At 66.1% G+C, this 26619-nt stretch carries 23 protein-coding genes; 2 read left to right on the top strand and 21 right to left on the bottom strand.

Annotated features, from left to right (window positions below; all coding sequences use genetic code 11):
* Nucleotide 1: 1 nt before the first annotated feature.
* The 10 genes from VOI27_RS06235 to VOI27_RS06190 all read right to left on the bottom strand — a co-directional run bounded on the left by VOI27_RS06235 (nucleotide 2) and on the right by VOI27_RS06190 (nucleotide 11007).
* Nucleotides 2-859, bottom strand: coding sequence for an ABC transporter permease (locus VOI27_RS06235; protein ID WP_323764452.1), 858 nt, complete (start codon nucleotides 857-859; stop codon nucleotides 2-4).
* The gene (locus VOI27_RS06230) at nucleotides 859-1950 is read right to left on the bottom strand and encodes an ABC transporter ATP-binding protein (protein ID WP_323764451.1); all 1092 of its coding nucleotides are present in this window, start codon (nucleotides 1948-1950) and stop codon (nucleotides 859-861) included. The genes VOI27_RS06235 and VOI27_RS06230 overlap by 1 nt, the downstream gene beginning before the upstream one ends.
* A gap of 66 nt (nucleotides 1951-2016) precedes the next feature.
* Nucleotides 2017-3078, bottom strand: coding sequence for an extracellular solute-binding protein (locus tag VOI27_RS06225; protein ID WP_323764450.1), 1062 nt, complete (start codon nucleotides 3076-3078; stop codon nucleotides 2017-2019).
* A 138-nt stretch (nucleotides 3079-3216) separates the two neighbouring features.
* Nucleotides 3217-4362 (bottom strand): iron-containing alcohol dehydrogenase, encoded by a 1146-nt coding sequence (locus VOI27_RS06220; protein ID WP_323764449.1) that lies wholly within the window; start codon nucleotides 4360-4362, stop codon nucleotides 3217-3219.
* Nucleotides 4359-5741, bottom strand: a complete 1383-nt coding sequence (locus tag VOI27_RS06215; RefSeq protein WP_323764448.1) for an aldehyde dehydrogenase family protein — start codon at nucleotides 5739-5741, stop codon at nucleotides 4359-4361. Before VOI27_RS06215 ends, VOI27_RS06220 begins: the two co-directional genes overlap by 4 nt.
* 24 nt (nucleotides 5742-5765) lie before the next feature.
* Nucleotides 5766-7115, bottom strand: coding sequence for a glutamine synthetase family protein (locus tag VOI27_RS06210; RefSeq protein ID WP_323764447.1), 1350 nt, complete (start codon nucleotides 7113-7115; stop codon nucleotides 5766-5768).
* A gap of 110 nt (nucleotides 7116-7225) precedes the next feature.
* On the bottom strand, nucleotides 7226-8266 hold the full coding sequence (locus VOI27_RS06205; protein ID WP_323764446.1) for a TRAP transporter substrate-binding protein: 1041 nt from the start codon (nucleotides 8264-8266) through the stop codon (nucleotides 7226-7228).
* 68 nt (nucleotides 8267-8334) lie between these two features.
* Entirely contained in the window at nucleotides 8335-9657 is a 1323-nt protein-coding gene (locus VOI27_RS06200; protein ID WP_323764445.1) for a TRAP transporter large permease, read from the bottom strand.
* A complete protein-coding gene (locus VOI27_RS06195; RefSeq protein WP_323764444.1) occupies nucleotides 9657-10253 on the bottom strand; it encodes a TRAP transporter small permease subunit in 597 nt (198 codons plus the stop codon). Before VOI27_RS06195 ends, VOI27_RS06200 begins: the two co-directional genes overlap by 1 nt.
* Nucleotides 10246-11007 carry an N-formylglutamate amidohydrolase gene (locus VOI27_RS06190; protein WP_323764443.1) on the bottom strand — a complete coding sequence of 254 codons (762 nt, stop codon included), beginning with the start codon at nucleotides 11005-11007 and terminating at the stop codon, nucleotides 10246-10248. The genes VOI27_RS06195 and VOI27_RS06190 overlap by 8 nt, the downstream gene beginning before the upstream one ends.
* Before the next feature lie 141 nt (nucleotides 11008-11148).
* On the opposite strand from VOI27_RS06190, the gene VOI27_RS06185 reads away from it, so the two are divergent.
* Nucleotides 11149-12024, top strand: coding sequence for a MurR/RpiR family transcriptional regulator (locus tag VOI27_RS06185; protein WP_323764442.1), 876 nt, complete (start codon nucleotides 11149-11151; stop codon nucleotides 12022-12024).
* Between the two features lie 31 nt (nucleotides 12025-12055).
* On the opposite strand, the gene nrtS is transcribed toward VOI27_RS06185, so the two are convergent.
* Both nrtS and VOI27_RS06175 read right to left on the bottom strand, forming a co-directional pair.
* On the bottom strand, nucleotides 12056-12319 hold the full coding sequence (nrtS, locus tag VOI27_RS06180) for a nitrate/nitrite transporter NrtS (protein ID WP_323764441.1): 264 nt from the start codon (nucleotides 12317-12319) through the stop codon (nucleotides 12056-12058).
* Between the two features lie 91 nt (nucleotides 12320-12410).
* A complete protein-coding gene (locus VOI27_RS06175) occupies nucleotides 12411-13499 on the bottom strand; it encodes a Fic family protein (protein WP_323764440.1) in 1089 nt (362 codons plus the stop codon).
* A 390-nt stretch (nucleotides 13500-13889) separates the two neighbouring features.
* Between VOI27_RS06175 and VOI27_RS06170 the strand changes: the two genes are divergently transcribed.
* Nucleotides 13890-15290 carry an APC family permease gene (locus VOI27_RS06170; protein ID WP_323764439.1) on the top strand — a complete coding sequence of 467 codons (1401 nt, stop codon included), beginning with the start codon at nucleotides 13890-13892 and terminating at the stop codon, nucleotides 15288-15290.
* 189 nt (nucleotides 15291-15479) lie between these two features.
* Here the strand turns inward: VOI27_RS06170 and VOI27_RS06165 are convergent, their stop codons facing one another.
* The 9 genes from VOI27_RS06165 to VOI27_RS06125 all read right to left on the bottom strand — a co-directional run bounded on the left by VOI27_RS06165 (nucleotide 15480) and on the right by VOI27_RS06125 (nucleotide 26615).
* On the bottom strand, nucleotides 15480-16535 hold the full coding sequence (locus VOI27_RS06165) for a c-type cytochrome (protein ID WP_323764438.1): 1056 nt from the start codon (nucleotides 16533-16535) through the stop codon (nucleotides 15480-15482).
* Nucleotides 16532-17101: a cytochrome c oxidase assembly protein gene (locus tag VOI27_RS06160; RefSeq protein WP_323764437.1), complete on the bottom strand. Its 570-nt coding sequence runs from the start codon at nucleotides 17099-17101 to the stop codon at nucleotides 16532-16534. The genes VOI27_RS06165 and VOI27_RS06160 overlap by 4 nt, the downstream gene beginning before the upstream one ends.
* Nucleotides 17098-17469 (bottom strand): hypothetical protein, encoded by a 372-nt coding sequence (locus tag VOI27_RS06155; protein ID WP_323764436.1) that lies wholly within the window; start codon nucleotides 17467-17469, stop codon nucleotides 17098-17100. The genes VOI27_RS06160 and VOI27_RS06155 overlap by 4 nt, the downstream gene beginning before the upstream one ends.
* Nucleotides 17466-20045, bottom strand: a complete 2580-nt coding sequence (gene ctaD / locus VOI27_RS06150; protein WP_323764435.1) for a cytochrome c oxidase subunit I — start codon at nucleotides 20043-20045, stop codon at nucleotides 17466-17468. Before ctaD ends, VOI27_RS06155 begins: the two co-directional genes overlap by 4 nt.
* Complete coding sequence (locus tag VOI27_RS06145) at nucleotides 20042-21016, bottom strand: c-type cytochrome (RefSeq protein ID WP_323764434.1); 975 nt, start codon at nucleotides 21014-21016, stop codon at nucleotides 20042-20044. The genes ctaD and VOI27_RS06145 overlap by 4 nt, the downstream gene beginning before the upstream one ends.
* A 335-nt stretch (nucleotides 21017-21351) precedes the next feature.
* A complete protein-coding gene (gene repC, locus VOI27_RS06140) occupies nucleotides 21352-22443 on the bottom strand; it encodes a plasmid replication protein RepC (protein WP_323764433.1) in 1092 nt (363 codons plus the stop codon).
* Between the two features lie 231 nt (nucleotides 22444-22674).
* A complete protein-coding gene (gene repB, locus VOI27_RS06135; protein ID WP_323764432.1) occupies nucleotides 22675-23634 on the bottom strand; it encodes a plasmid partitioning protein RepB in 960 nt (319 codons plus the stop codon).
* Complete coding sequence (gene repA, locus VOI27_RS06130) at nucleotides 23634-24836, bottom strand: plasmid partitioning protein RepA (RefSeq protein ID WP_323764431.1); 1203 nt, start codon at nucleotides 24834-24836, stop codon at nucleotides 23634-23636. The genes repB and repA overlap by 1 nt, the downstream gene beginning before the upstream one ends.
* A 333-nt stretch (nucleotides 24837-25169) precedes the next feature.
* Nucleotides 25170-26615, bottom strand: coding sequence for an amidase (locus VOI27_RS06125; RefSeq protein ID WP_323764430.1), 1446 nt, complete (start codon nucleotides 26613-26615; stop codon nucleotides 25170-25172).
* Nucleotides 26616-26619: the final 4 nt, after the last annotated feature.

Genomic DNA, 26619 nt, shown 5'->3' with positions numbered 1-26619 from the left:
CTCACCCCATCGTCTCTTGCAGGGTGCGTCCGGTGAGGCGCAGCATGCCCCAGACGATCACCGAGGACAGGATCAGCAGCATGAAGCCAAAGGCGGCGCCCAGCTCCCAGTTGGAGCGCACGATGAACTGGTTGTAGATCATCTCGGTGAACCACAGGCTGTCCTTGCCGCCGAGCATCGTCGGCGTGAGGTAGTTGCCCAGCGACAGCATGAAGACCACGATACAGCCCGAGACGATCCCCGGCATGGCATGCGGAATGATGATCTCGCGCAGCACCGGAATGCCGGAGCCGCCAAGGTCATAGCCCGCCTCGATCACGCTGTCATCGAGGCTTTCCAGCGTGGTCACCAGCGGCACCACCATGAACAGCATCGAGGTATAGACCAGCCCCACCATCATCGCCGCGTCATTGTAGAGCATCTCGACCGGCTGGTCCGCCAGCCCGACCCATTGCAACAGGTTCGAGACCAGCCCGGTCTCGCGCAGCAGGATCATCCAGCCGAAAGTACGCACCAGTTCCGAGACGTAGAACGGGATCAGGCAGAGCAAGAACAGCACTTGCTGCAAACGGCCCCGCGCCATCTTGGCGATGTAATAGGCCACCGGAAAGGCAATTAGCAGCGTGATCGCGGTGGCCAGCACCGACATCACCGCGGTGCGCCAGAAGGTCCGCAGGTAGAGCGGTTCGGTCAGCGCCTTTTGGTATTGCAGCAGGCTCGTCTCGTAGACGCCAAAGCTGATCCGTTCGCGCAGCGAGAGCAGAGCCATGTCGATATGCGGGATGACGATCAGCAGCCCGAGCCAGAGCACCAGCGGCGTCAGCAGCAGCACAAAGCCGATCCGCGCATGCGACCGCATCAGGTGTCCCCCCTGAAACAGCTCGCCTGCGCCGCGCCCCAGCCGATATGCACGGTGTCGCCCCGTTGCAGCGCCGCGAACTCGCCCGATTGCGGCAAGGTCACTTCCAGCGTTTCGCCTGCCTCGTCCTCGACCAGCACCCGAGAGGCCGCGCCATTGAACAGCAGGCTCGTCACCCGGCCCTGCAGATGGTTGTCAAAGGCCGTAAGCGCCTCGGCACTCGCCGCCAGCCGGATCGACTCCGGGCGCACGAAGATCTCGGCCCTGTCGCCTGCGGCGAGCGCCCCGGTGGCCGTCGCGCGGATCGCGAGGCCGCTGTCGGTGCGCAGCTGCAAACCCGCACCCTCGGTGCGCTCGATCCGGCCCTTCCAGCGGTTGGCCTCGCCGATGAACCCGGCGACAAACGGCGTCTCGGGCCGGTAATAGAGGTCCTGCCCCGTCCCCATCTGCTCGAACCGCCCGGCGTTCATCACCGCGATCTGGTCGGACATGACCAGCGCCTCGGACTGGTCGTGGGTGATATAGACGAAGGTGGTGTCAAACGCCGCCTGCAGCGCCTTCAACTCGACCTTCATGTGCTCGCGCAGCTTCAGATCCAGCGCCCCCAGCGGCTCGTCCAGCAAGAGCACGTCCGGCTCCAGCACCATGCAGCGCGCAATCGCCACCCGCTGTTTCTGACCACCGGACAGCTCGTCGACCTTGCGGGCGCCGATCCCGGGCAGGCCGATCCGGTCCAGCGCTTCCTCGACCTTGCGGGCGATCTGGTCCTTCGGCATCCGTCGCCTGCGCAGCCCGTAGCCGATGTTCTCGGCGATGGTCATCATCGGGAACAGCGCAAGGTGCTGAAATACCATGTTCACCGGCCGCTTGTTCGGTGCCACGTCCAGCACCGAGCGTCCCTTGATCCGGATGTCGCCGGAGGTCGGATCGAGAAACCCCGCGATCATCCGCATGATCGTGGTCTTGCCACAGCCTGACGGCCCGAGGATCGAGAAGAAACTGCCCGAGGGCACGGCAAAGGAGACATGGTCGACGGCGGTGGTCTCGCCGAAATCCTTCACGAGATCGACGCATTCGAGATCAGGGGTCATGCAGATTCCATTCGTGTGGCGGCACCCGGGATCCGGATGCCGCCGCTGTTGCATACAGAGGTCAGATCAGTTGCCGGCCTGAACCCGGTCCAGCACTTCGCCCTCAATGGCTTCCAGACCGGCGGGCACCGGCGGATACCACTTGATGTTGTCAATGGCCTCCTGCGGGAAGCTGGCCTGATACTTGGCCTTCAGCGCATCCTCGGCGAACTCGTCGGCCCCGGCCGAGGCGGTGAAGTTGCCCGCCGCCGCGGTGATCTTGGCCGCGATCTCGGGCTGCATCACGAAGTTGATCCACTCGTAGGCCACGTCATCGGCCTGCCCCTTGGCGGGCAGCACGAAGGTGTCGATCCAGCCCAAAGCGCCGGAGGCGGGCGCCACGAAGGTGATGTCGGAATTGTCGTCGTTCAGCTTCCAACCGCCGGTGTCCCAGGCCATCGAGGCCACGACCTCGCCAGAGCGCACCAGGTTCATCAGCTCGTCGCCACCCGACCAGTAGGTCTTCACGTTGGCTTTGCATTCGGCCAGCTTGGCCTCGACCTTTTCCATGATCTCGCGGTACTTGGCCTCGTCGTCATAGGCGGCAAAAGGATCCTCGCCCATGGCAAAGGCAAAGCCGATCAGCGTCGGACGCTTGAGCCGGTAAGAGACCTTGCCGGCCACTTCAGGCGCGCAAAGGTCGGTGTAGTCCTTGACCACGTCACCGGCCTCGGCGGTGTTCATCACGAGGCCCGAGGTGCCCCAGACATGCGGCACGCCATAGACTTCGCCGTTGACCGTCGTGTTGCCCATCGTCGCTTCCAGCATCGAGGGGATGAATTGCGACTGGTCGAGCTTCGAGACGTCGATCGGCTTGTAGATGCCGAACTCCATCTGCGGGCCCATGATGCGGTCTTGCGACGGCTGGGCAAGGTCAAAGCCGCCGCCGCCGGTGGCGCGCAGCTTGGCGATCATTTCCTCGTTGTTGGACTTGGTCACTTCAACGGTGTGGCCGGTCTGTTCCTCGAACATCGCCACCACGTCGTCGGGCGCATAGCCGCCCCAGGTGAGCAGGCGCAGGGTGTCGGCCGAGGCGGCGCTTGCCAGCCCGGCGATCAGCGTGGAGGTCAGAAGGATGGTTCTGGTCATGGTCGTGTCCTCTGTCGGTTTGGCCCCGGATCACTCCGGGGCGGGATGCGGGCCTTATGGGCCTCTTTGGTATCAGTTCTGTGAAACCATTTAGGTTTCAGAGACTTGCACCCGGCTTTTCAACCACCGGGTGAAACGTTATAGCGCCGCCTTGAACAGCTCGGCCAAGTTCTCCTCGGTCAGGGTGACCGGGTTGCCGCCGCAGGAGGGATCGCGGATCGCGCCCCGGACCAGCTCGGGGATCGCCGCCTCGGTCACGCCGAGATCGGAGAGCCCGCGCGGGATGTTCAGGCTGTCGTTGAGATCCTGCACGAAAGCGCAGAAGCCGTCAAAGCCGCCGTCGATCCCGAGGTAGCCGGCAGCGGTGTCGAAGCGCTCGCGGATCACCTCGGCATTGAACGCCAGCACCGCCGGCATGCAGACCGCGTTGGTGGTGCCGTGGTGGGTGTTGAACTGCGCGCCGATTGGATGGCTCATGGCATGAATCGCGCCGAGGCCCTTCTGGAACGCCGTCGCCCCCATCATCGCCGCCGACATCATCTGCGCCCGCGCCTCGAGATCCTGACCGTTCTGGAAGGCGCGCGGCAGGTAGTCCTTGACCAGCCGCATCCCTTCGAGCGCGATGCCCTGGCTCATCGGGTGGTAATGCGGGCTCGAGTAGGCCTCGAGGCAATGGGCAAAGGCATCGAGACCGGTGCCGGCGGTGATGAAGCCCGGCATGCCGACGGTCAGCTCGGGGTCGCAGATCACCACGGTGGGCAGCACCTTGGGGTGAAAGATGATCTTCTTGGCGTGGGTCTCGGAATTGGTGATCACGCTGGCGCGCCCCACTTCCGAGCCGGTGCCAGCGGTGGTGGGCACCGCGACGATGGGCGCGATGGCCGCGGCGTCGGCGCGGGTCCACCAGTCGTCGACATCCTCGAAATCCCAGACCGGGCGGGTCTGCCCGGCCATGAAGGCCACCATCTTGCCGAGGTCTAGCCCCGAGCCGCCGCCAAAGGCGATCACCCCGTCATGGCCGCCGTCGCGATAGGCGGTCACCCCGGCTTCGAGGTTGGTCTCATTGGGGTTGGGGTCGACCTCTGAGAACACCGCGCGGCCCAGCCCCGCCTGTTCCAGCACGTCGAGCGTGGCGGCAGTGATCGGCAGATCGGCCAGCCCGCGGTCGGTGACCAGCAAGGGCCGCGTCATGCCGGCCTGCGCACAGGCGCCGGGCAGCTCAGAGATACGGCCGGCGCCGAACTTGATGGCGGTGGGATAGGACCAGTTCCCGGTCAGGCTCATTTGGTCACCTTCTTCAGATGGTAGGATTTCGGTCGTGTCAGGTTGTGATAGCCGATCACCGACAGGCCCCCGCCCCGCCCGGTCTGCTTGCAGCCAGTCCAGCACAGGCCGGGGTCAAGGTAATCGGCCCGGTTCATGAAGACGGTGCCGGTCTCGATCCGGTCGCCGATGGATTGCGCGCGGTCGAGATCGGCGGTCCAGAGCGAGGCGGTCAGTCCGAAGGGGCTGTCGTTCATCAGCGCCACGGCCTCCTCGTCGTCCGTGACCTTCATGATGCCCACGACCGGGCCAAAGCTCTCGTCGCGCATCACCCGCATGTCGTGGGTCACGTCAGTGAGGATCTGCGGCGTCAGGTAAGCGCCGCCGTCATCCTCGGGCGCGGTCTCGATATGAGCCACCGCGCCGGCCTCAAGCGCCTCGGCGATCTGCGCGCGGACTTCCTTGGCAAAGCGCACATGCGCCATCGGGCCGATGGTGGTCTCTTCGTCCAGCGGGTTGCCCAGCTTGTAGGCTTTGACAATCGCCACCGCCTTCTCGACGAAGGCATCGTAGAGCGCCTCATGCACATAGATCCGCTCGATCCCGCAGCAGCACTGGCCCGAGTTGAACATCGCCCCGTCGATCAGCGTATCGACCGCCGCGTCGAGGTCGGCGTCCTCCATCACGTAGCCCGGATCCTTGCCGCCGAGTTCCAGCCCGACGCCGGTGAAGGTGCCCGCCGCCGCCTGCTCCATCGCGCGGCCGCCGCCGACAGAGCCGGTGAAGTTGACGAAATCGAAGGCCTTGGCCCCGATCAGCGCCGAGGTGGTGTCGTGATCGAGGAAGACGTTCTGGAACACCTCTTCCGGCACGCCGGCCTCGTGGAAGGCCCGCGCCATGCGTTCGCCGACCAGAAGCGTCTGTGTGGCGTGTTTCAGCATCACCGCATTGCCGGCGATCAGCGCCGGGGCGACGGTGTTGATCGCCGTCATATAGGGGTAGTTCCAGGGTGCCACCACCAGCACGAGGCCCAGCGGCACCCGCTTGATGTAGCGTTTGAAGGTCGCGTCCTCACCGACCTCGATGGGCGCCAGCGCGGTCTCGGCGATCCCGGCCATATAGGAGGCGCGCTCGTTGAAGCCGCCGAACTCGCCGCCGAAGCGCACCGGGCGGCCCATCATGCGGGCCAGTTCGGGCACGATCTCGTCGTTCATCTCGCCAATGCGGGCGACGCCGGCCATCACCAGCCGGGAGCGTTCTTCGAGCGGGCGCGCGGCCCATGCGGCCTGCGCGGCGCGGCCCTCGGCGGCCGCGTCCTGCGCCTCGGCGAGGCTCAGCACCGGGCGTTCGGCATAGACCGTGCCGTCGATGGGCGAGACGCATTTCAGTGTGTGGGTCATGGTATCCTCTGTCTGTCGGCCGGGTCAGGCCATCTCGAAGCCGCGGGCGATCTCATAGTCGGTGACCGCGCGGTTGAAATCCTCGATCTCCACCTCGGCGGCGCGGGCGTAATGGGTCACCACATCCTCGCCAAAGGCCGCGCGCAGCATGTCGGAGGCCAGCAGCGCCTCGCGCGCGTCGCGCAGGGTGACGGGCAGGTGTTCGGCATCGGTGGCATAGGCGTCGCCGGAGAAGGCCGGTTGCAGTTCCAGCTCCTCCTCAATGCCTTTGAGACCGGCGGCCAGCATCGCGGCCATGGCGGTATAGGGGTTGAGGTCCGAGCCGCCGACGCGGCATTCGATCCGCACGCCCTTGGTGCCATCACCACACAGCCGAAAGCCGGCGGTGCGGTTGTCGATCGACCAGATGATCCGTGTGGGCGCGAAGCTGCCGGCCTGAAACCGCTTGTAGCTGTTGATGTAGGGGGCCAGGAAATACATGTAATCCTTGGCGTATTTCAGCATCCCGGCAACGTAATGCTTCATCAGGGCCGACATGCCCAGCTTGTCGTCGGGGTCATAGAACGCCGGGCTACCATCCTTCCACAGCGACTGGTGAACATGCGAAGACGAGCCGACCTTGTCCGGCGACCATTTCGGCAGGAAGCTCACCGCGTGGCCTTGGCTGTGGGCGATTTCCTTCACCGCGTGCTTGGCAATGGTGTGATACGCCGCCGTGTCCATGGCGGGCGCGTATTTGATGTTGAGCTCCTCCTGCCCGGTCTCGGCCTCGCCCTTGGAGTTCTCGATCGGCAGCCCGGCGGCATAGAGGTGATTGCGGACGGGTCGCATCACGTGTTCCTCGCGCGAGGTCAGCAGGATGTTGTAATCCTCGTTGTAGCCCGAGAGCGTGGCGAGATCGCGAAAGCCCGACTTGCGGATCTCGTCGAAGCTCTTCTCGAAGAGGAAGAACTCCAGCTCGGTCGCCATCATCGGCGTGAAGCCCAGCGCCTCGGCGCGGGCGACCTGTTTCTTCAGCATGGCGCGGGGGGAATGCGGCACTTCCTCGTGGGTGTGATGGTCGAGCACATCGCAGAGCACCATCACCGTGCCCTCGAGCCAGGGCATCGGGCGGAGCGTGGCGAGGTCCGGCTTCATGACGTAATCGCCGTAGCCCTGTTCCCAGGAGGTCGAGGCATAGCCGTCGGGGGTGGCCATCTTCAGGTCGGTGGCCAGCAGGTAGTTGCAGCAATGGGTCTCGTCCCAGGCGCTGTCGATGAAATGCGCAGCATGGAACCGCTTGCCCATCAACCGGCCCTGCATGTCGACGATGCAGGACAGAACGGTGTCGATCTCGCCCGCGGCGACTTTGGATTTCAGCTCTTCGAAGGTCATCGGCAATCCGGTTCAAATCAAAGGTGTCGCAGCCCCGGGCTTGACCCGGGGCCTCTTGGCTGACGTGGAGGTCCCGGGTCAGGCCCGGGACTGCGTCGCAGCTTCGCGGCTCAGCTGGTGTAGCGGTAGGGCCGGCCGGCCTTGGCCATGTCGGCGTTGTAGCGCTTGAAGATCTCGACAACCTTGGCCTTGGTCTCGCTCTCCGCTGCGATTTCTTCCCAGAAGGTCTGCGCGGCGGCTTCGACCTGGTCCCATTCCGCGTCCGGGATGGTGGTCAGCTGCATCTTTTCGCCATGGACCCGCAGCGAGGCCTCGCCACCCCAGTACCACCACTGGCGGTAGTAGTGCGACTGCTCCATGCAGGTCGCGAGCAGCAGCTTGAGGTCTTCGGGCAGTTCCTCGTAGCGGCCCATGTTGGCAAAGAAATGCCCGATCCAGGCGCCGGAGATATTGTTGGTCAGGAAGTAGTTGGTCACATCCGCCCAGCCGACGGTGTAATCCTCGGTGATGCCCGACCAGGCGATGCCATCGAGCTCGCCGGTCTGCACCGCGACCTCGATATCCTCCCACGGCAGGGTCACCGGCACCACGCCGAACTGGCTCAGGAAGCGGCCGGCGGTGGGGAAGGTGAAGATCCGCTTGCCCTGCAGGTCGGCCAGCGAATTGATCGGGTCCTTGGTGGCGAAATGGCAGGGGTCCCAGGCGCCGGCCGAGATGTGCTTGACCCCGACCTTGGCGTATTCCTCGGCCCAGATCTCGTTCAGACCGTACTGGTTGAACAGTACCGGCACGTCCAGCGAGTAGCGCGAGGCGAAGGGGAAGTAGCCGCCGAAGACCGTGACCTCGGTGGGCGAGGCCATGGAATCGTCATCCGACTGCACCGCGTCGATGGTGCCGCGCTGCATCGCGCGGAACAGCTCGCCGGTGGGCACCAGCTGATCGGCATAATAGAGCTCGATCTGCATCCGGTCGCCGGCGATGGCGTTGAAATTGTCGATCGCCGGTTTCACCACATGTTCGGCCAGCGCGGCGCCGGCATAGGTCTGCATCCGCCAGGTGATGGTGGATTGCGCCAGCGCGGGCGCGGCCAGGGGGGCGGCGGCAACACCGACACCGGCAGTCTGCAAGAACTTTCTTCTGGACGTGGTCATATCATGTCTCCTTGTTGAAATCCGTCCCCTGTCCGGGGCTTCTGTGAGGTTATTGTCGATACATCAGGTCATTTTCCGTACACGAGGTCTGGCAGCCAGAGTGCGATCTGCGGGAAGATCATCACCAGCGACAGCGCCAGCACCATCACCAGGGCGAAGGGGATGATCGAGCGATAGATGTCGCGCAATCCGATCTCGGGCGGCGCCATGGCGCGCATGAGAAACAGGTTATAGCCAAACGGCGGTGTCATGTAGGCAATCTGCGTGGTGATCGTGTAAAGCACCCCGTACCAGATCAGATCGAACCCCAGCGCGCCGACCAGTGGCACGTAGAGCGGCGCCACGATCACCAGCATCGCGGTGTCATCGAGGAAGGTGCCCATGACGATGAACGACAGCTGCATCAGGATCAGGATCATCCAGGGAGAGAGGCCGAGCTGCTCGGTGAACAGCGATTCAATCGCCCGCACCGCGCCCAGCCCGTCGAAGATCGCGCCAAAGCCCAGCGCGGCGAGGATGATCCACATGAACATGCAGGAGATCGCCAGCGTCTGGCGCACCGACGTCTCAAAGACCTCGCGCGTCATCCGCCGCTTCAGCACCGCCGCGACAAAGGCCGCCATGGCACCGATCGCCGAGCTTTCCACCAGCGAGGTCCAGCCCTTGACGAAAGGCACCATCATCACCGCGAAGATCACCAGCGGCAGGATGCCGGCGCGCAGCAGCCGCAGCTTCTCGGCGCGGCTGACATTGCGCTCGGCTTCGGGTAGCGGCGGGCCGAGCTCGGGCTGGATGCGGCAGCGGACATAGATGTAGATGACGAACATCGTGGCCATCATCAGCCCTGGCACCACCCCCGCGAGCCAAAGCTGCCCCACCGGCTGCCGCGCGATCATCGCATAGAGCACCAGCACCACCGAGGGCGGCACGAGGATGCCCAGCGAAGACCCGGCCTGCACCACCCCGGTCACCATGATCTTGTCATAGCCGCGCCGGAGCAGCTCGGGCAGGGCAATCGTCGCGCCGATGGCCATGCCGGCCACGCTGAGCCCGTTCATCGCCGAGATCAGCACCATCAGCCCGATGGTGCCGATGGCCAGCCCGCCGCGCACAGGTCCCATCCAGACATGGAACATCTTGTAAAGATCGTCGGCAATCTTGGACTCGGACAGCACGTAGCCCATGAAGATGAACATCGGCAGGGTCAGCAGCGGATACCATTTCATCAGCTTCATTGCCGCCGCGAAGGGCACATCCACCCCGCCGGTGCCCCAGAGCATGAGGCCGGCGGCGGCGCCGATAAATCCGATGGCGCCGAACACCCGCTGGCCGGTCAGCAGCATCAGCATCATGCCGGAGAACATCAGGATGGCGATCATCTCATGCGACATCAGATCTCCACCCCGCGGATGCGGCCGATGTCGCGGAAGAACTCGGCCAGGGTCTGCAGAAGCATCAGGAAGATGCCCACGGCGAGCAGCAGCTTGACCGGCCAGAGAAACGGCCGCCAGGCGGTCGAGGAGCGTTCGAGATAGCCCAGCATCTCGCCCGCCGCCGCAAAGCCGCCGGTGAAGAGCGCCGCAATGAACTCGGCGAAATACTCCAGCGGCGCCATGCCGAAATAGCCCATCGCATAGGCCAGTGAGCCCAATGCGCCATAGAGCAGCACGCCGAGGTAGAACATCAGGAACAGCACGGTCACGGCATCGACCCAGGCCTTCGTCCTCACAGACCAGCTGCCGTAGAACAGGTCCATCCGCACGTTCGAGCCGAGCTGGATCGAATAAGGTCCGCCGAGGATGTAATAGCCCACCATGATGAATTGCGCGGTTTCCAGCGTCCAGAGCGACGGCAGGAACGCCACTTTCGAGACCGACGACCAGAGCAGCACCCCGATCAGCACGAAGATCAGATACATCGCGATCCGCCCGATAAAGCGGTTCATCGCGTCGACGCCATGCACGAAAGCGGTGATCCCCCTAGGCATGCGACACCTCCACAGGCACCGCCGCCAGCGCCGGGCGCAGCATCGCCAGCAGCTCCTCGGCCAGAGTGGCAATGTCCTCGGGCGTGGTCAGCAGGTCGTTGCGCACCTCGAGCATGACGTTCGGCAGTTTGCGCGGCAGCGCGTGCAGCCGCAGCGAGTGGGTAACGCCGTCCTCGGGGCCATAGGGCATGTTGCGGTCGACCCGGCGGTGGGTGGGCGCATGCGCCAGCATCGCCTCGGCCAGCCGCGCGTCGGCGTCGTGCAGGATGCCGATCTCGGTCGGGCGGGCCTTGCCAAAAAAGACCGGGGTGAAACTGTGCACCGTCACGATGGCGCGGGCGCGGGCGTCAAGCAGCGCCGCCACCGCCTCGCAGAACGGGCGATAGACGCTGGCGATCCGCTCTTCGCGCTGCGCCTCGGTCAGGTTGGCGTTGCCGGGGATCTCGACCAGTTCTGAGCGCACCGGCATGGCGGCGGCGGCCTCTGGCGGGCGGTTGATGTCATAGACCAGCCGCGACACGCAGCCAGAAACCAGCGGCGCGTCCAGCGCCTGCGAGAGATGATGCGACAGCGCCAGCGCGCCCGGATCCCAGGCGGCATGACTCTCGCGCCACTCAGCCCGCAGCCCGAGGTCGCCGTAGCGCGCCGGGATCGCCGAGGCCGCATGTTCGCAGAGCAGCACCACGCCCCCTGCCCCGGCGGCATTGGTCACGCAGACCGTCGCGTCACAGCTGTCCTGCCGGCCGTCAGACATCGATGTCCCCCTGTTCTGAAAAAAACTTTCCACATGAGCCAGTGATGTGTCAATATTTCTTCACAAGCCGCGCGGCAGATTGTTTGATTGACAGGCACCTGCCAAAGACCTGCGCAACGCGATGCAAGGAAGGGGCCCGTCGTGAGCCAGCCCACAGCCACCGTCCGGGAGTTGATCCGCGAGCAGTACAGCGAGCTGACGCAATCCGAGCGCAAGTTCGCCAATTCCCTGCTCGAGAACTACCCGGCCGCCGGACTGGCCTCGATCACCATCGTCGCGGCGCAAGCCGGGGTCTCGACGCCGACGATCGCGCGGATGGTGCAGAAGCTCGGCTTCAAGGGCTACCCGCAGTTTCATAAGGCGCTCTTGCGCGAGTTGCAGGCCAAGGTCTCGGGGCCGACTGAACGGCGCGCCAATTGGGCCTCCGAGGCCCCGGACTCGCATCTGCTCAACCGCTTTGCCAAGGCGGTGACACAGAACATCCAGACCACCTTCGGCAACGTGCCGTCAGAGGCTTTCGACGCCGCCGCGCAGCTCTTGGCCCGCCCCGACCGCACCCTGTTCATCGTCGGCGGGCGGATCACCCATGCGCTGGCCGATTACGCCTTTACCCATCTGCAGGCGGTACGGCCGAAGGTCATTCACCTGACCTCCTCCTCCGCCACATGGCCGCATTACCTTTTGGACATGGAGGCCGGCGACACGCTGTTGATGTTCGACATCCGGCGCTACGAGTCGAGCCTGTTGCGGCTGGCGGAACTGGCGCGCGAGCGGGGCGTCGAGGTGGTGTTGCTGACCGACCAATGGGCCAGCCCGGTGGCCGAGATCGCCAGCCACAGCTTCAACTGCTGGGTCGAGATCCCCTCGGCCTGGGACAGCAACGTCTCGACCCTGATGCTGCTCGAGGCGCTGATCGCCGCCGTCCAGGAAGAGGCCTGGCCGGAGACCAAGGCGCGCTATGACCGGCTCGACCGGCTGTTCGAACAAACCCGGCTTTTCCGCAAGCCCGGCGGGTAGCGCGGGACGCGCGGGCCGGCCCGGCGACGGCTCAGGCGGCAGAGCGCTCGCGGATTGCCAGCACCGAGGAATAGGTCGAGACCGAATAGGGCACCAGAAAGGTCAGGCAGATCTTGGCGAAATGGGTCATCGTCATCGTGCCGGCAAGCAGTGCATCGCCGTGGTTGAGCAACCCGAGGACGACCCCCACCACCAACGACACCCGCGCGGCGCGCAGCACCACCGATCGCCGCAGTGCGATATCGAGAAACCGCGCGCCGGCCGCATCGGGCACGGCGTTTCTGGCACTGGGCATGGGCGGGTCCTCCGGGGATCGTGGCGCAGATCGCCTGCATTGATCAGGTTTTCCCGGCAATGTCGAGCCGGCCCCTGCCCGCCCTTCGCGGTCAGATCACGATTTCATAGCGGGTCGACCGACCGCCCGCCGCGCTCTTGCGCAGCGCTCCGGCCCGGGCCAGCGCGGTCAGGTCGCGGGTGGCGGTGGCACCCGAGACCCTGGCGATCCGGGCGTAGCTGCGCGCCGAGAGCCCCTCGGCCACCCGCTCGGGCCCCTGCGCGAACAGTGCCTCGAGCACCTTGCGCCCGCGCGGCCCCAGCGCCGCGTCGTGGCGGCCGAGATAGCGGTTGCGGCGCACGAGGAACAGCGCCTCTGACCGCGCCTCGCCTGCACCGCGCTCCAGCGTCTGCAGGAACCAGGTGACGAAACCGGTGGCATCCACATGGCTGCTGCCGGCGCGGCGCCCGTCCTGCAGCGCCTGATAGTAGCCGGCCTTGTCGCGCTCGATCTGGCGCGACAGCGGAAAGGGCAGCGGCGTGCTGCGGGCAAAGATGAAATCCACCAGCGCCCGGCCAATGCGTCCGTTGCCGTCGGAAAACGGGTGGATGGTCTCGAACCACAGATGCGCGATTGCGGCGCGCACCGGCACCGGCAGGCTCTCTTCCGTCGAGAGCCAGTCGAGCAGGCGGGCCATCTCGGTGGCCACACGCTCGGGCGGCGGGGCGCGAAACAGCACGTTGTCGGCCCCGGCGCCCGCCACGGCGGAGCGCACGATCTCGATGTCGAAGCGCCGCCAGCGACCGAGGTCCTCGATCTCCATGCCGTGAAACAGCAGCCGGTGCCAGTCGAACAGCCGCTCGGCGGTGAGCGCGCCCTGCCCGGCCATGGCATCCTCCATCAACGCCGCGATGGCATCCGAGCGCCGCGCTGGGGTGGCGACACGGCGATGGCGCAGCGAGGCCACCACAGAGGCCTCGATCTCGGCCTCGGGCAGACGCACCCCCTCGATCCCGAAACTGGCCAGCGCCTCCTGCACGATCCGCCTAAGCGCCAGGTCCGAGCGATCCGGCGGCGCCAGCCCCTCGGCCAGACCGGTCAGTTCGCCGATCGCCCGCTCGGCGCGGGCCAGCAAGGGTTCGGTCTGCCGCGGGTCGTGATCGAACCGCGGCCAGACCGGCGAGGACCAGATCTCTGTCATGAGGAGAATGTGGGGCTTATTCGCGTCACGAACAAGGGAATTTTGATGCGATTGGCAATAGCCTTCGCCTCGTCCCCGGCAGCCTGCAGCCAGGGTCAGGACGCCGCAGAGTGCATACGGATGACACGCCGGCATAGGCGCGCTCAAGGCGAGGGGAACCAAACCCGCGCAGGCGGCGTTGACCGGCAAAGGCTTTTCCGGGTCAAGGCCCCTCTTCCGGCCAGTCGTGCCGGCCCAGACCGAACCCCGAGGCGCGGCAAACCGCGCCGGCATTTACCAAGACAGGAAACGGCACCCGCGAGGGCGCCGGCTCTCGTCCGGCTTTGCGCCGAAGGCGTCGTTACGCACATCCAGTTGCGCCAGCAGTTCCGCGGCAGAAAGGAAGCCACCATGGCCAATGTGACGGACACCACCGTTTCTGACAGCACCGATCCGGGCGAGGACAAGACCGAGCTCAAGCGGGTCATGGGCCCGGCACTGCTGCTGCTTTTCGTGGTCGGCGATGTGCTGGGCACCGGCATCTATGCCCTGACCGGCAAGGTCGCGGCCGAGGTCGGCACCGTGGTCTGGCTGCCCTTCGTGATCTCGTTCTCGCTGGCTGCGGTCACCGCCTGCTCCTACCTCGAGCTGGTCACCAAGTACCCCCGCGCCGCCGGTGCCGCGCTCTATACCGAGAAGGCGTTCGGCATCCATTTCGTCACCTTCCTGGTGGCCTTTGCCGTCATGTCCTCGGGGATCACTTCGGCGGCAACGGCCAGCGCCGCCTTTGGCGAGAACTTCCTCAAGACCGTCGGCTGGTCGCCGGAATGGATGGGGGTGACGGCGGTCGGGCTGGTCTTTGTCGGACTGATGGCGCTGGTCAACCTGCGCGGTGTCAGCGAGAGCGTCTGGCTCAACGTGGTCTTTACCTGTGTCGAGTTGACCGGGCTGCTGTTCATCGTGCTGATCGGCGTCTGGGCCTTCGGCGGCCTGAGCGGTGTGGAGGCGGATTTTTCGCGCGCCTTGGATTTCTCCTCGGGCGAGGGCGACAAGGGTCTGTTTGGCCCGGTGATCGCCGCCACCACGCTGGCCTTCTTTGCGATGGTGGGTTTTGAGGACTCCGTCAACATGGCGGAAGAGGCCAAGAACCCGCGCAAGACTTTCCCCTTCGTGCTGCTTACAGGCCTCGCGATCGCCGCGGTGCTGTATGTGCTGGTGTCGATCATTGCCGTGGCGCTGGTGCCGATCGAGGAACTGGGCGAAGGCGCCACCCCGCTGCTCAAGGTGGTCGAGATCGGCGCGCCCTGGTTGCCGGCCGGGGTCTTCGGCGTGGTGACGATGCTGGCGGTGGGCAACTCGGCGCTCATCAACATGCTGATGGCCAGCCGCCTGCTCTACGGCATGGGCAACGAGGGCGTGCTGCCAAAGCTGTTCAGCAAGGTGCATTCCGAGCGCAAGGTGCCCTACGTGGCGATCATCTTCACCAGCCTGCTGGCGGCCGGGCTGATCCTGTTTGTCGGCGCGGTGCCGGAGCTTGGCGGCACCACCGCGCTGCTCCTACTGGCGGTGTTCACCGTGGTGAACCTCTCGGTGCTGGTGTTGCGGCGGAAAGAGGACGAGGACGCCAAGAGCGACCATTTCCGCAGCCCCTGGGGCCTGCCGTGGGTCGGGATGATCTCCTGCGCCTTCTTCGTCGGGCCCTGGACCGGGCGCGACCCGGTGCAATACCTGATCGCCGCGGCGCTGATCGGCATCGGCGTGGTGCTCTGGATCGGGACGGTGATGTTCATGCGGCGGTCGGACGACGGGTAGTCTGGCGGACGCCACGAGCCGCGCCGTCGCCGAGCCGCGGGGCTCTTTCGGCGGCGGATGCCACTCCATGCCGGCAAAGCCCGTAGAAGCTTTGGTTAGCGTCCAGACGCTAGCCAAATCGCCGCTCCCGGGGGGGCATGCCTCTGGTAAGACGAGGGCACAGCGGCCTCCGATCCTGCCCACCACCGCCTAGTCAGACACCGCGTTCAACTCCGCCGGCGCGAGACCGGCGTAATAGGCGGCCAAGGCTTCGATCTCCGCATCCGTCAACTCCCGGGCCGATTTGTACATCAGTTCGGCCGCCGGTCCGCCGCCACGATTGCCCTCGCGCCAGAGCCGCAACTGCTGCGCCAGATAGGCCGCCTGCTGCCCCGCAAGCGAGGGAAACGCCGGGTTCAGGGGCTCGGGCCAGGGCCCGTGACAGGCGCGACACGCCGGCACCCCGCGCGACCCGCCAGCCGCCAGCGCGCGCCCGGCCTCAGCCCCTTGGCCCGGCTCTGCCGTGCCGTCGGGCCTCCCCTGCGCAAACTCCGCCGCCAGCCCGGGCACGGCCGAGGCCTCCAGACCGCTCACTGCCTCGGCCATGACGCCGCTGTCGCGGGTGCCCTCAAGATAGGCGGTGAGGCTGCGGGCGATATAGGCCTCTGACAGGATATCGAGCCGCGGCACATGCTGGTTGCGGCTCACCCCGCGCGGTCCGTGACAGCTGGCGCAGCTGCCCTCTCCAGCCAGCGCCGCATAGGCCTCCGGCGTCATCTCGGGCAGTGCGCGCAGGAACGCCACCATTGACCAGACCTCGTCGGGCCGATCGCCGGGCCAGGCGGGCATACCGGTCATCTTGATACCGTTGCGGACAATCCAGAACAGCTCGGTGGCCTCGAATTTCTCGGCCACATGGGTCAGGGGCGGCGGTGCCGGTACCATCTGCCGCACCGTTGCCGAGCGCGGCTGCCCCGGCGCGCCGTGACACGGCGCACAACCGCTGGTGAAATGCCCCGCCCCCAGCGCCACGCGGTCGGGCGTGTCGAGGTCCTTTGGCACCTGCGATTGCGGCGGCGCGCGCAGGCTGGCGGCGTTGCGAAAGGTGGAATGCAACACCCAGCTCACCCCGGGCCAGTGGCCGTCACGGGCCGAGACGTTGTAGAGCCCCAAGCCCACCACCGAGACCGCCCCGACCCCCGCCAAGGCCGCCAGCACTGCCACGGAGACAGCAGCGGTGCGGATGTCGAAATCGCGCAGTTTCATGTCAGCCCTCCCTGCAATCCCCGCCGCATCAGCGCCAGCCCGCCGAACAGATAGACCGGCGTGCCGATCGCCAGCATCAGCAGGCCGCCCAGCTGCTGACCGCTCAGGTCAGGCGCCCGGCCGCAGATCTCGGCATAGAGATCGCCGGGCGCCAGAACCAGCAGCGCGCCCAGCATGGTCATGTGCACCGAGGTCAGGAACAACCCCCCTGCCCCGGCCATCGGCTCGCGCGCGCTCAGCGCGCTGGCCCAGACCGCCCAGCCGGCGCCGAGGAACATCGCCTGCTCCAGCGCCTTGCCGAATGCGCCGGTCTGGGCGGTCATATGCAGCAGCGGCAGGTGCCAGGCCCAGACCACCACGAATTCCAGCCCGGCGCCAAGCACCACCGGCAGCCCCGCCCGCCGCGCCAGCCCCGGCCAGGCCAGCACCACCAGCGGCGCCACGCCGGCGACCAGTCCCATGTGGCGCAGCATATGCGCCGGAAACGGCCCGATCAGCGCCGGCCAGGCCGGCAGGTAGAGCGCGGCGAGAAGCGCCACCGCGCCGAGGGCGGCGGCCCGGGTCACAGGCAGCTCCGGATGAAGAGCGCCGGCAGGGCGACAAAGATCGTGCCCACCGCCGAGACCAGCCCGAGCAGGAAGCCGGCATGGCCGAGGAATTCACGGCGATGCTCGACCGTGGGCTTGTCGTGCACATAGTCGTAGTCGCTGAGGTAATCCCACTGCCGCCAGGCCCGCCAGGTCAGCCAGCCGATCCCGGCCAGCGCCAGCGGCGTCAGCACGAGGATCGCCAGCCGCGCGGTGTCGAGCGTGCCGGTCTTGGCGCAGTCGACGGCGGTGAACGCATAGACCGCGAGGAAGTAGAACGACCAGACCACCGGGGCCAGCACCATGTGCCAGATCGACCTGTGGCGAAAGGGGGTCTTCTGTCTCATGACACCAGCCTCGGGAACGCACCCAATAGCAGCGCGGTTATGCCGCCGGAGAGCACCATGAAATGCCAAAACAACGTGGTGTTGCGCAGATCGGCGTCATGGCGCGGCGTCAGCTTGCCAAAGAGACTGCCGGCCAGACAGTAAAGCAGCATGATCACGCCCAAGGCCCCATGCGCCCCGGTCCAGACCACCAGCGCCCACATCACCGCCGGAAAGGCATGGGTCTCTGGCGAAAGCTCCGCCACCGCCAGCACCAGTGCCGCCACCGCCCCGCAGGTGGCCAGTGCCGCGCCGCCGATCAGCCAGCGCGCCAGGCCCTGGCGCCGGCGCCGGTTGACCTCGCGCGCCGCCAGGGTCGCGCCCCAGGCCGCGAGGAACCCGATCCCCGCCAGCCCCGAGAGCCAGCCGTTCGGCAGCGCCGCGCCCGGTGGCGGAAAATCGGGCCGCGCGGTCCAGAAAAAGAACACCCCGAAGACCAGGCTGGCAAAGGCGGTGGCATCGCCCAGCATGGTGATGAACACCCCCCACCAGCCCGGCGCCCGTGGTCCGGTCACATAGACCGGCAGCTTCAGGTCAAGGCCGGCATCGCGCATCGGCGCTTTCGGCACCTGCGCCGTCGAGGTCCAGAGCCAATAGATCACGCATCCTATCGCGCAGACCCCCGAGAACGCCGCCAGCCAGTAAACTTCGAACACCGGCAGGATGAAGGCGCCGCCGGTGAAGCCGGCGGCCCAGAGCGTGACCCAGGCCGGCCCGGTGATCGGCACAACCGCCTGTGGCTCGGCATCGACCGCCGAGGTGACGATGGTCTCGCGTTTGCCCTCCGGCGTGTCGGGAATGTAGAACCGCCCGTCATCCAGCCGCTCGAGGAACTTCGGCTGCTCCCACAGCGGATAGCGCGAGGTGATGTAGGGCACCGCGCGCACGCCCCAGGCCTCTTCCGGCACGTCATGCGCCCATTCCAGCGTGCCACCGCCCCAGGGGTTGCGCTCGGTCAGCGGCTGGCTGCCCTTGGGGCGGATCAGATCCCAGGCAAAGGTCAGGATGCCGGCGGCGATGATGAAACTGCCGAAGGTCGACAGCAGGTTGAGCCAGTCCCAGCCGGCATCCGCCGGATAGCTTGCCACCCGCCGCGGCATCCCCAGCAGCCCGGTCAGATGCATCGGCAGAAAGCAGATGTTGAAGCCGGTGAAGGTCAGCCAGAAGGCCCATTTGCTCAGCCGGTCCGACATCTTCTTCTTGGTGATGAAGGGATAGAAGTAATAGATCCCGCCGATGATCGGAAAGACCAGGCCGCCGAACAGGGTGTAATGCAGGTGGGCGACGATGAAATAGGTGTCATGCACCTGCCAGTCGAAGGGCGCGATCGCCACCATCACCCCGGTCAGGCCGCCGGCGGTAAAGATCGCCAGCGCGCCGGCAATCCACAGCACCGGCTGGCTCAGCTTGACGCGGCCGGCCATCAGCGTGGCGACAAAGGCGAAGATCTGCACCCCGGTGGGGATCACCACCGCCTCGGAGGCGGCCGAGAAGAACGCCAGCGACAGCGCCGGCAGCCCGGTGGTGAACATGTGGTGCACCCAGAGCCCGAAGCTTAGAAACCCCACGCCCACCGCCGAGAGCACGATCCAGGAATAGCCCAGGATTGGCCGTTGGGCGGCGGTCGGGATCACCATGGCGGCGATGGCGATCGAGGGCAGGAAGACGATATAGACCTCAGGATGTCCGAAAATCCAGAACAGGTGCTGCCAGAGCAACGGGTCGCCGCCGCGATCGGGGTCAAAGAACGGCCAGTCCATCGAACGTTGCAGCTCGAACAGGAAATCGCCGGCGATCAGCGGCGGGAAGGCAAAGAGGATCATCGCGCCCACCACCAGCACGTACCAGGCATAGAGCGGCATCAGGTTGATCCGCATGCCGGGGGGCCGGCATTTCACCGTGCCGACGATCAGCTCGACCGCCGCCGCGATCGAGGCGACCTCGATGAAACTGAGCCCCAAGAGCCAGATGTCGGGCCCGATGCCCTCCTGCTCGGTCGCCAGCGGCGGATACATGAACCAGCCCGAGCTGGGCGAGGCGTCGAACAGGATCGAGCCCAAAACGAAGATGCCGCCGATCAGGAAGGACCAGTAACCATAGGCCGAGAGCCGCGGGAACGGCATGTCGCGGGCGCCGAGAAAGGCCGGCAGCACGATGATCGAGATCGCCTCGAACATCGGCACGGCAAAGAGGAACATCATTGCCGAGCCGTGCATGGTGAAAAACTGGTTGAACCGGTCCGGGCTGAGGAAATCGTTCTCAGGCACTGCCAGCTGGATGCGCATCAGGAGCGCCAGCACCCCGGCGCACAGCATGAATAAGAACGCGGTCAGCGAATACCAGACGCCGACCTCGGTGTTGTTGACCGCCGACCAGTAGCGCCAGCCCTTGGGCGTCTTCCAAGCCTTGCGCAGCTCATTGGCGCGGCGTTCACTCAACCCTGGGTTGACTGGCCGGTCGAGCATCTCCTCGGTCGGCGGATAGGTGCCCTGCGGCACCTCGTCGAGCACCCTGCCCTTTTCGTCCAGCCCGCTCATGTCAGCCCCATCAGATACTGCGCCAGCGCCTGCAGGTCTTCCTCTGGCAGATGCCCATATGCCGGCATCTCGACGCCGGGTTTGAAGTGCTCGGGATCGGCCAGCCAGCGCGCCAGCGCCGGCTGCTCCATCGGCAGCAGCCCGGCGGCCAGCGTGGTGCGCCCGGCCAGATGCGTCAGGTCCGGTCCGACCGTGCCGGAGGCCTCGGTGCCGCGAACCGCGTGACAGCCGCCGCAGCCTTCCGAGAGAAAGAGCGCCGCGCCGCGCTTTTCGCCCTCGGTCTCAGGCGCGCGCGCCGGCGCGGCCTCGGCCGCGAGCCAGGCGTCGAACTCCTCTGGCGCCATGGTCACCGCGCCGAAGGACATGAAGGCATGGCTCTCGCCACAGAACTCGGTGCATTGTCCGCGGTATTCTCCGGCGCGCACAGGCTCCAGCGACATCCGGGTTTCGCGGCCGGGGATCATGTCGGTCTTGCCACCCAGCGCCGGGATCCAGAAGGAATGGATCACCCGTTCGGCATTGAGCACGATCTCGCTGCGGCTGCCGGTGGGCAGGCGGATCTCGTTGGCGCTGACCACCGGCACCTCGGCGCCATCGGGCCAGTATTCCACCCGCCACCAGAACTGGTGTCCGGTGACCTGCAGTTCGAGCCCCTGCCCCGGCGCGCGCTGCTGCGGCATTTCCCAAAGCGCATAGGTCAGCAAGGCTGCCAGAAGGATCGTCGGAAAGACGACGCCACCGCCGATGATCAGCGCCTCGGCGGCGCGTGGACTGAGCGGGCGTGGCGCGACGCGGGTGGTGTAATAGATCAGCCCGTTGAGCAGCAGCCACAGCACCACAGCGCCGGCAAACATGACCCAGAACAGATCGGCCAACACCTGTGCGTCACGCCCTGCCGGGTCGAGCACCGATTGCCGTCCGGCGCAGCCGGCGAGTGCTAGTGACGCAAGAACCGCCGCGCGCTTAAACATCGCGGGCCGTGGACGGATCAGTGCCTTGCAGGTGAGTGGGTCGGGTTTCGCTTGAGTGGAGGTGTTGAGCCTGCATGCGGTGCCCTCGTCGATCATCATTGTCCCTGAGAGGCACTCGGCCTCTTGCGCCATTGGGCGCGTTTTCGGGCCAACGCAGGAGTGTCGAAAAGGTTCCCGGGTGTCTTCGGAGAAAGCGATTGTCCGCGGACAACGCGGTCGTGCGGAAAAGTGCGTGCGCCCCATGTGCCGCGATGCGGGGTTTTTTTCACAAGGCTCAGGGCTTCGTTGCTGTCCGTCCGCCGATGCGCTGTCATTGTCCGCGGACAATCTGGGTATCACGCTGGCACATTCTGGCTCTGCGCCAACCGTCGCACCAATCTGGCCGGATCAAAATCGCCGCTCTTGGCTCCGGTGGTAATCGTACGGAAATAGGCCCCGGCAGAGGCGATCCGGTCGTGGAACTGCATCATCGCCCAAATGGTAACAGCAGCGCCAAAGACACCGTGGCGGTGCTCCGCGGCCTTGTAGCATGCATCCGTGACACCGATCATCGGCGCGAGGGTGCGGGCGTGGGTGACCACCTCTCCGGGGGTCTCGACCTGTCTCGGCGCAAACTGGGCCGCTTCAGGGCAGGCGGCCAGAAGTTGGCGCACCGAGATCGCCTCTGGCGCCTTGGTCGGTGAGGGGGGGCGTCCGGCCGCAGGGGCCTTCTTATCAATAAGTTCTTTATTTGACCTATGATGGTGGCGGACAATTTGGCCGTCACTGGCGGTCACAGTCGCCGTGACGTCTTTCTCATCGTCCTCGGCTTCGGCCACCACGTCCGCTGGCGCCAGCGTCTCGAGCAGCGTTTCGCAATCGGCCAGGGTGAGTTTCCGGCGCAGGGCGCGGCGGGCCGTCTCGGCCTCTGCATTCCCGGGGTCCTGCGAGAGCGCTGTATGCACCGCCGCCCGCAGCTTGGCGCGCAGATAGGCGAGGCTCTCGCGTTCCTGCATCACCTCGGCGGCATGACGCGCGATCTCTTGCAGCCGGTCGAAGAGCGGGGTGAGGTCGAAGCCGAACCGCAGTGCCTTGCCTTCGGCACCATTGTGCCGGGTAAAGCGTTTGCGGTTGGGGCTGTCGCGGCGCACCAGCAGACCGGCCTCTTGCAGCGCGGCCGCGTGGCGCCGGATGGTCCGATCCGAGATGCCGTTGCGGCGAAAGGTCAGGGTGGCGTTCGAGGCAAAGACGGTGTGGTGGTTGCGCTTCGGCGGCAGGCAAGAGAGCATCGCATCGAGCGTCGCCAGCACCGGGGCGCCAAGCCCCAGCCTGGGCGCGGCGGTGCGCAGGGTCTCGATCAGGACATGCCGCTCGGGCAGGGCGTTGTCCGCGGACAACAGGTTTCCGGTCCGCGCCCTGTGCGGGGCGGAAGCTTGGATGAATGCCATGATTTTTCCACGGCAACCGGTCGGGAAAAGCCCCGGTTTCACTGAGTTTCAGAGAAAAGGCCGCAAATCACCGTTCAACCGAATCGGTTGTTGTTGACTGTGGCGGAGAAGCTGGTAAATCTGAGGGTGCAAAGAACAGATTGGGCTCTCCGAGGGTGACCTTGGGGGGCTCTTTCTTTTTGGCTGCTTGTCGTGCTCCTGTGTGCTCTGGTTGCTCTGCTCGTTTTATCGTCAGCCAGAGGGGGTCTCTGACTGCCACGCCTCATACAGGCGCTTCAGCTCAGTTTCGGCGTTGTCACGCATCCACTGTGCAAACCCCGGCGCATCCGACTTCGACAGTTTGAAGGTCAGTGCGCGCGGGGTATCCTTGATCTCGGCCAGCCGGGTGCCATCCTCATGCCGGACCAGACGGGCAGGGGAGGGGGCCGGCGCACTGGCCTTGGCCTTGAGGTCCGAGGCGACCCTGTCGCTGAGCGCGGCAAACCGCTCGTCGGACCCCGGCAGTTTGTCCAGATCGAGCCGGTCCACGACCGCGGCCAGATCGATGTCATGGCTGCGGGCGCTGTCGGCCAGCTCTTCCCAGCGTCGTCGGCCAATGCCATGCGCCGAGCCGATGGCCTCGATCACCGGCACCGGGATGGTCCGCGCAACTTTGGTCATCCGCGACAGCATCGGCTTGTCGACGGCCAGCGCATCGAGGATCACCGGCTGGTCGTACCCGGCCGCGACCAGCTCGGCGGCAAACAGCGCTTTCTCGATAAAGCTCGGATCGAGCCGCTGGGCATTTTCCTGCCCCTGCGCCAGGATTGCCTCTTCGTCAGACAGCGAGCGCACCAGCGCCTTGGCCGGCAGCCCCAGTGACCGCAGGGCCAGCAAGCGGCGGCGGCCATAGACGATACGGTACTGGCCAGGCCGCTCTGGCAGCGGGCGGACCATGATCGGCACCTGCTGACCGTGCGCCTTGATGCTTTGCGCCAGCGTGGCCACATCGGCATCGGTGAATTGCAGCCGGTCCCTCGGGCCATCGACCTCGATCGCCTCGACCGGGATGTCCCTGACGGCATTGCTCGACAGATCCTTGAGCGTCGATTTCACGCCGCTCATCGCCCCGGTGTTGGGAAAGCGCGATTTCGGCTCGGCGGCCGGCGTGTCCGGCGGGGGAGGGGGCTGAAACAGGTTCCTACGTGCCATCAGTCAACCTCCCGTCCCCAGGCTTGCTGGATCGTCTTTTCGAACTCGTTGGCGACGCCATTGACGCTTTCGAGAATGCGGTCGAGCGTCTTTCTGACCACCTGCGAGGGGTCGAGCTCGTAGATCGTCTGCTGGGTCATGCCGGCATCGGAAATCGCGGTCGATTTCAGCATCGGCGTGGTCAGCACCTGATCGAGCAGGATCGACCGCAGGAACCCCGCCATCTGCGATTGCGGCACGTCGGTGGGCTCGTAGCGGGCGACGAGGAATTTCAGGAAGTTCCAGTCGATCGGGCCGGTGGCATCCTCAAGCGTCTGGACGGTCTCGCCGGCCATCTCGAGGAACTGCGCCATCGAGGCGACGTCAAGCATGCTGGGCACCACGGTGATCAGCATCCCCGTCGAGGCCAGCAGCGCCGTCATCGTGGTGAACCCCAGCTGCGGCGGGCAATCGATGATCACCAGGTCGTAATCCTGCTCGACCTCGTCGAGCGCAATCGCCAGACGCTGGGTAAAGGGCGGGTCGACCTTGTGCTGCAGCGCATAGGCCGTCTCGGTCTCGTACTCCGAGAGCAGCAACCCGGCGGGTGCCAGATCAAGGTTGTGGAAATAGGTCTTGCGGATCACCTGGCTCAGGGCCACCGGGTCTTCGTATTTCAGCGCGTCATAGATGGTACCGCTCTCGGCGAACTCGATCTCGGGGCGATAGCCGAACATGGTGGTCAGGCTGGCCTGCGGGTCCATGTCGATCGCGAGCACCCGGTAGCCACGCAGCGCATAGCGCTGGGCCAGGTGGATGGCGGTGGTGGTCTTGCTCGAGCCACCCTTGAAGTTGACGATGGAGATGACCTGAAGCGCGTCGCCCTCGCGCCGGCCCGGCAGGTAAGCCTCGCCATTGCGGCCGGTGCGCGCCATCACGTGGCGGATCTGGTCGATCTCCTGCGCGGTATAGAGCCTGCGGCCACGGCTGTCGGTCTCGACCTCCGGGAAGTCGCCTTCCTGGTGCCGGGTCCGCAGGTTGGACATGCTGATGCCGGTCAGCTCCGAAACCTCGGCCGGGTGGAACTTGCGCAGCGATTTCCGGCTTTCCGGCTGGAAGCTGTTGCGCATATGATAGTCCAGCGCGTCCGAAAGACGGACGGCGTTCGACGCAATCGACGCCGCGATAGACCCGGGGTTGGCAATATCTGCCTTGGTGTTCATGCTGCCCTCGTGACCTCTTGGTGGGTCTTTGGTGTTTCGTCGCACAACCGCGCGATTTCCGCGATCTTGCGACAATTGAACTCATGACACGCAACTATGCATCCGACAACAGTTTTTTTCACCGCACCCGATCTGTGGAGGGCCGGCGAAGTTCATGCGCCGGTTTGAGTTTGTCAGGTAAAGCATTGATGAACTTGGATAAAGTTATCAACAGGCGTCCGGTGCGTCGCTGATCGCGTGACAGTTGTGCGACCCTGCTGCCCGCGCGGCCGGACCGGCGGGTCCGGCGAATCTCCGGGTCCCCGCGGGACGGGCAGGGGGCCGGGGCGGGTCTCAGCAATGCGTCACGACTGGGTCGATCGGACCGAGCGGCCCGCCGACCGCAACCTCCACCGCCCGCGCCGCGGCCAACAGCGCCGCCTCGCCGCGCGGCTTGCCGATCAACTGCAGACCGACCGGCAGGCCCCTCGGGCCCAGCCCCACCGGCACCGAGATCGCCGGCAGGCCGGTGACGGTGGCAAGGAAGGCAAAGCGCAGCCAGTCCATGTAGTGGCTCAGGCGCTGTCCGCCGATCTCGCGCACCCATTCCTCGGATTGCGGATGCGGCAGGCAGCCGACGGTGGGGCAGGCCAGCACGTCGAACCGGTCGAACTGCGCCACCATGTTGTTGTAGATCACCGAGCGGTCGAGGTTCGCCAGCGCCAGGTCGTCAAGGCTGAGCGCGCGTCCGAAGGCGACGTTCTCGGCCAGCGTCGGCTTGAAGTGGCGGGTGATCTCCTCGGGCATGCGCCGCGTCACCGTGGCCCAGTTGAGGCCGCGCAACACAAGGTAGGTGCGTTCCAGCTCAGGCAGGTCACGGCAGGCCTCCCCGACCGTGGCACCGCCGCGTCCCAGCAGGGTCAGGGCGTGGCGGAGATGGTCCTCGACCTCGCGGTCGACCGGCGAGAGACCGTTCAGGTCGGGGGTGAAGGCGATGCGCAGCCGTCCGTCGGCCTGTGCCACCGCCGATTGATAGGGCGCGGCCGGCGCGGGCCAGGAGATCGGAGACCGCGGATCGAAGCCCGACATGGCATCGAGAAACAACGCGCAGTCGCGCACGCTGCGCGCCATCGGCCCCTGCACGCCTTCGATCATGAAGCTGTTGTCGCGGCTGCCGCCGCAAAGGCCGGGGCTGGGGCGCAGCCCGACGATGCCGCAAAAGGCCGCCGGCGTCCGCAACGAGCCGCCGTGGTCCGAGCCGTGGCTGAGCCAGACCTCGCCTGACGCCAGCGACGCCGCCGCCCCGCCGGAAGAGCCGCCGGCGTTCAGCGTCGTATCCCAGGGGTTGCGGGTGGCGCCAAAGACGGCATTGAAGGTATTGCCGCCGGCCCCGAACTCTGGCGTGTTGGTCTTGCCCACCACCACGCCGCTGCGCGCTTCGATCCGGTCGACCAGCGAGTCGCTCTCGTCTGGCACGAAATCCGCCAGGCCCGGGGTGCCGAAGGTGGTGCGCACGCCCTTGACCGGGGTCAGGTCCTTGATGCTGATCGGCAGACCGCCGAGCCAGCCAGGCTCTGCGGCGTTCGCGCGGTCGAGCCCCTCGGCCGCCGCATAGGCGCGCTCCGGACAGAGCGTCACTGTGGCGTTGATCGCCGGTCCCGTGGTCTCGATCCGGCGAAACACCGCGTCCAGAAGGTCGCGCGAGGAGACCTCGCCGCTGCGCAGCATCCCGACCACCTCCACCGCCTCCAGCGCGCAGAGGTCGGGGCCGGTAAAGGCGGGCGGGGGCTGGTCTGACATGGTC

Origin of the sequence: Marinovum sp. (assembly GCF_034669705.1) — a bacterium.
Lineage (GTDB): Bacteria > Pseudomonadota > Alphaproteobacteria > Rhodobacterales > Rhodobacteraceae > Marinovum.
The sequence above is the reverse complement of the archived record's forward strand: the minus strand, read 5'-3'. Positions and strand labels throughout refer to the sequence as shown.

Coding starts and splice junctions, on each gene's coding strand:
- repB (WP_323764432.1), bottom strand. CDS start 23,634: ATGGCACGTAGGAACCTGTTTCAGCCCCCTCCCCCGCCGGACACGCCG.
- VOI27_RS06225 (WP_323764450.1), bottom strand. CDS start 3,078: ATGACCAGAACCATCCTTCTGACCTCCACGCTGATCGCCGGGCTGGCA.
- VOI27_RS06195 (WP_323764444.1), bottom strand. CDS start 10,253: ATGCCTAGGGGGATCACCGCTTTCGTGCATGGCGTCGACGCGATGAAC.
- VOI27_RS06175 (WP_323764440.1), bottom strand. CDS start 13,499: ATGACAGAGATCTGGTCCTCGCCGGTCTGGCCGCGGTTCGATCACGAC.
- VOI27_RS06210 (WP_323764447.1), bottom strand. CDS start 7,115: ATGACCTTCGAAGAGCTGAAATCCAAAGTCGCCGCGGGCGAGATCGAC.
- VOI27_RS06220 (WP_323764449.1), bottom strand. CDS start 4,362: ATGAGCCTGACCGGGAACTGGTCCTATCCCACCGCCATCAAGTTCGGC.
- VOI27_RS06190 (WP_323764443.1), bottom strand. CDS start 11,007: ATGTCTGACGGCCGGCAGGACAGCTGTGACGCGACGGTCTGCGTGACC.
- repC (WP_323764433.1), bottom strand. CDS start 22,443: ATGGCATTCATCCAAGCTTCCGCCCCGCACAGGGCGCGGACCGGAAAC.
- VOI27_RS06215 (WP_323764448.1), bottom strand. CDS start 5,741: ATGACCCACACACTGAAATGCGTCTCGCCCATCGACGGCACGGTCTAT.
- VOI27_RS06125 (WP_323764430.1), bottom strand. CDS start 26,615: ATGTCAGACCAGCCCCCGCCCGCCTTTACCGGCCCCGACCTCTGCGCG.
- VOI27_RS06165 (WP_323764438.1), bottom strand. CDS start 16,535: ATGAAACTGCGCGATTTCGACATCCGCACCGCTGCTGTCTCCGTGGCA.
- VOI27_RS06200 (WP_323764445.1), bottom strand. CDS start 9,657: ATGTCGCATGAGATGATCGCCATCCTGATGTTCTCCGGCATGATGCTG.
- VOI27_RS06155 (WP_323764436.1), bottom strand. CDS start 17,469: ATGAGACAGAAGACCCCCTTTCGCCACAGGTCGATCTGGCACATGGTG.
- VOI27_RS06205 (WP_323764446.1), bottom strand. CDS start 8,266: ATGACCACGTCCAGAAGAAAGTTCTTGCAGACTGCCGGTGTCGGTGTT.
- VOI27_RS06230 (WP_323764451.1), bottom strand. CDS start 1,950: ATGACCCCTGATCTCGAATGCGTCGATCTCGTGAAGGATTTCGGCGAG.
- VOI27_RS06145 (WP_323764434.1), bottom strand. CDS start 21,016: ATGTTTAAGCGCGCGGCGGTTCTTGCGTCACTAGCACTCGCCGGCTGC.
- nrtS (WP_323764441.1), bottom strand. CDS start 12,319: ATGCCCAGTGCCAGAAACGCCGTGCCCGATGCGGCCGGCGCGCGGTTT.
- repA (WP_323764431.1), bottom strand. CDS start 24,836: ATGAACACCAAGGCAGATATTGCCAACCCCGGGTCTATCGCGGCGTCG.
- ctaD (WP_323764435.1), bottom strand. CDS start 20,045: ATGAGCGGGCTGGACGAAAAGGGCAGGGTGCTCGACGAGGTGCCGCAG.
- VOI27_RS06235 (WP_323764452.1), bottom strand. CDS start 859: ATGCGGTCGCATGCGCGGATCGGCTTTGTGCTGCTGCTGACGCCGCTG.
- VOI27_RS06170 (WP_323764439.1), top strand. CDS start 13,890: ATGGCCAATGTGACGGACACCACCGTTTCTGACAGCACCGATCCGGGC.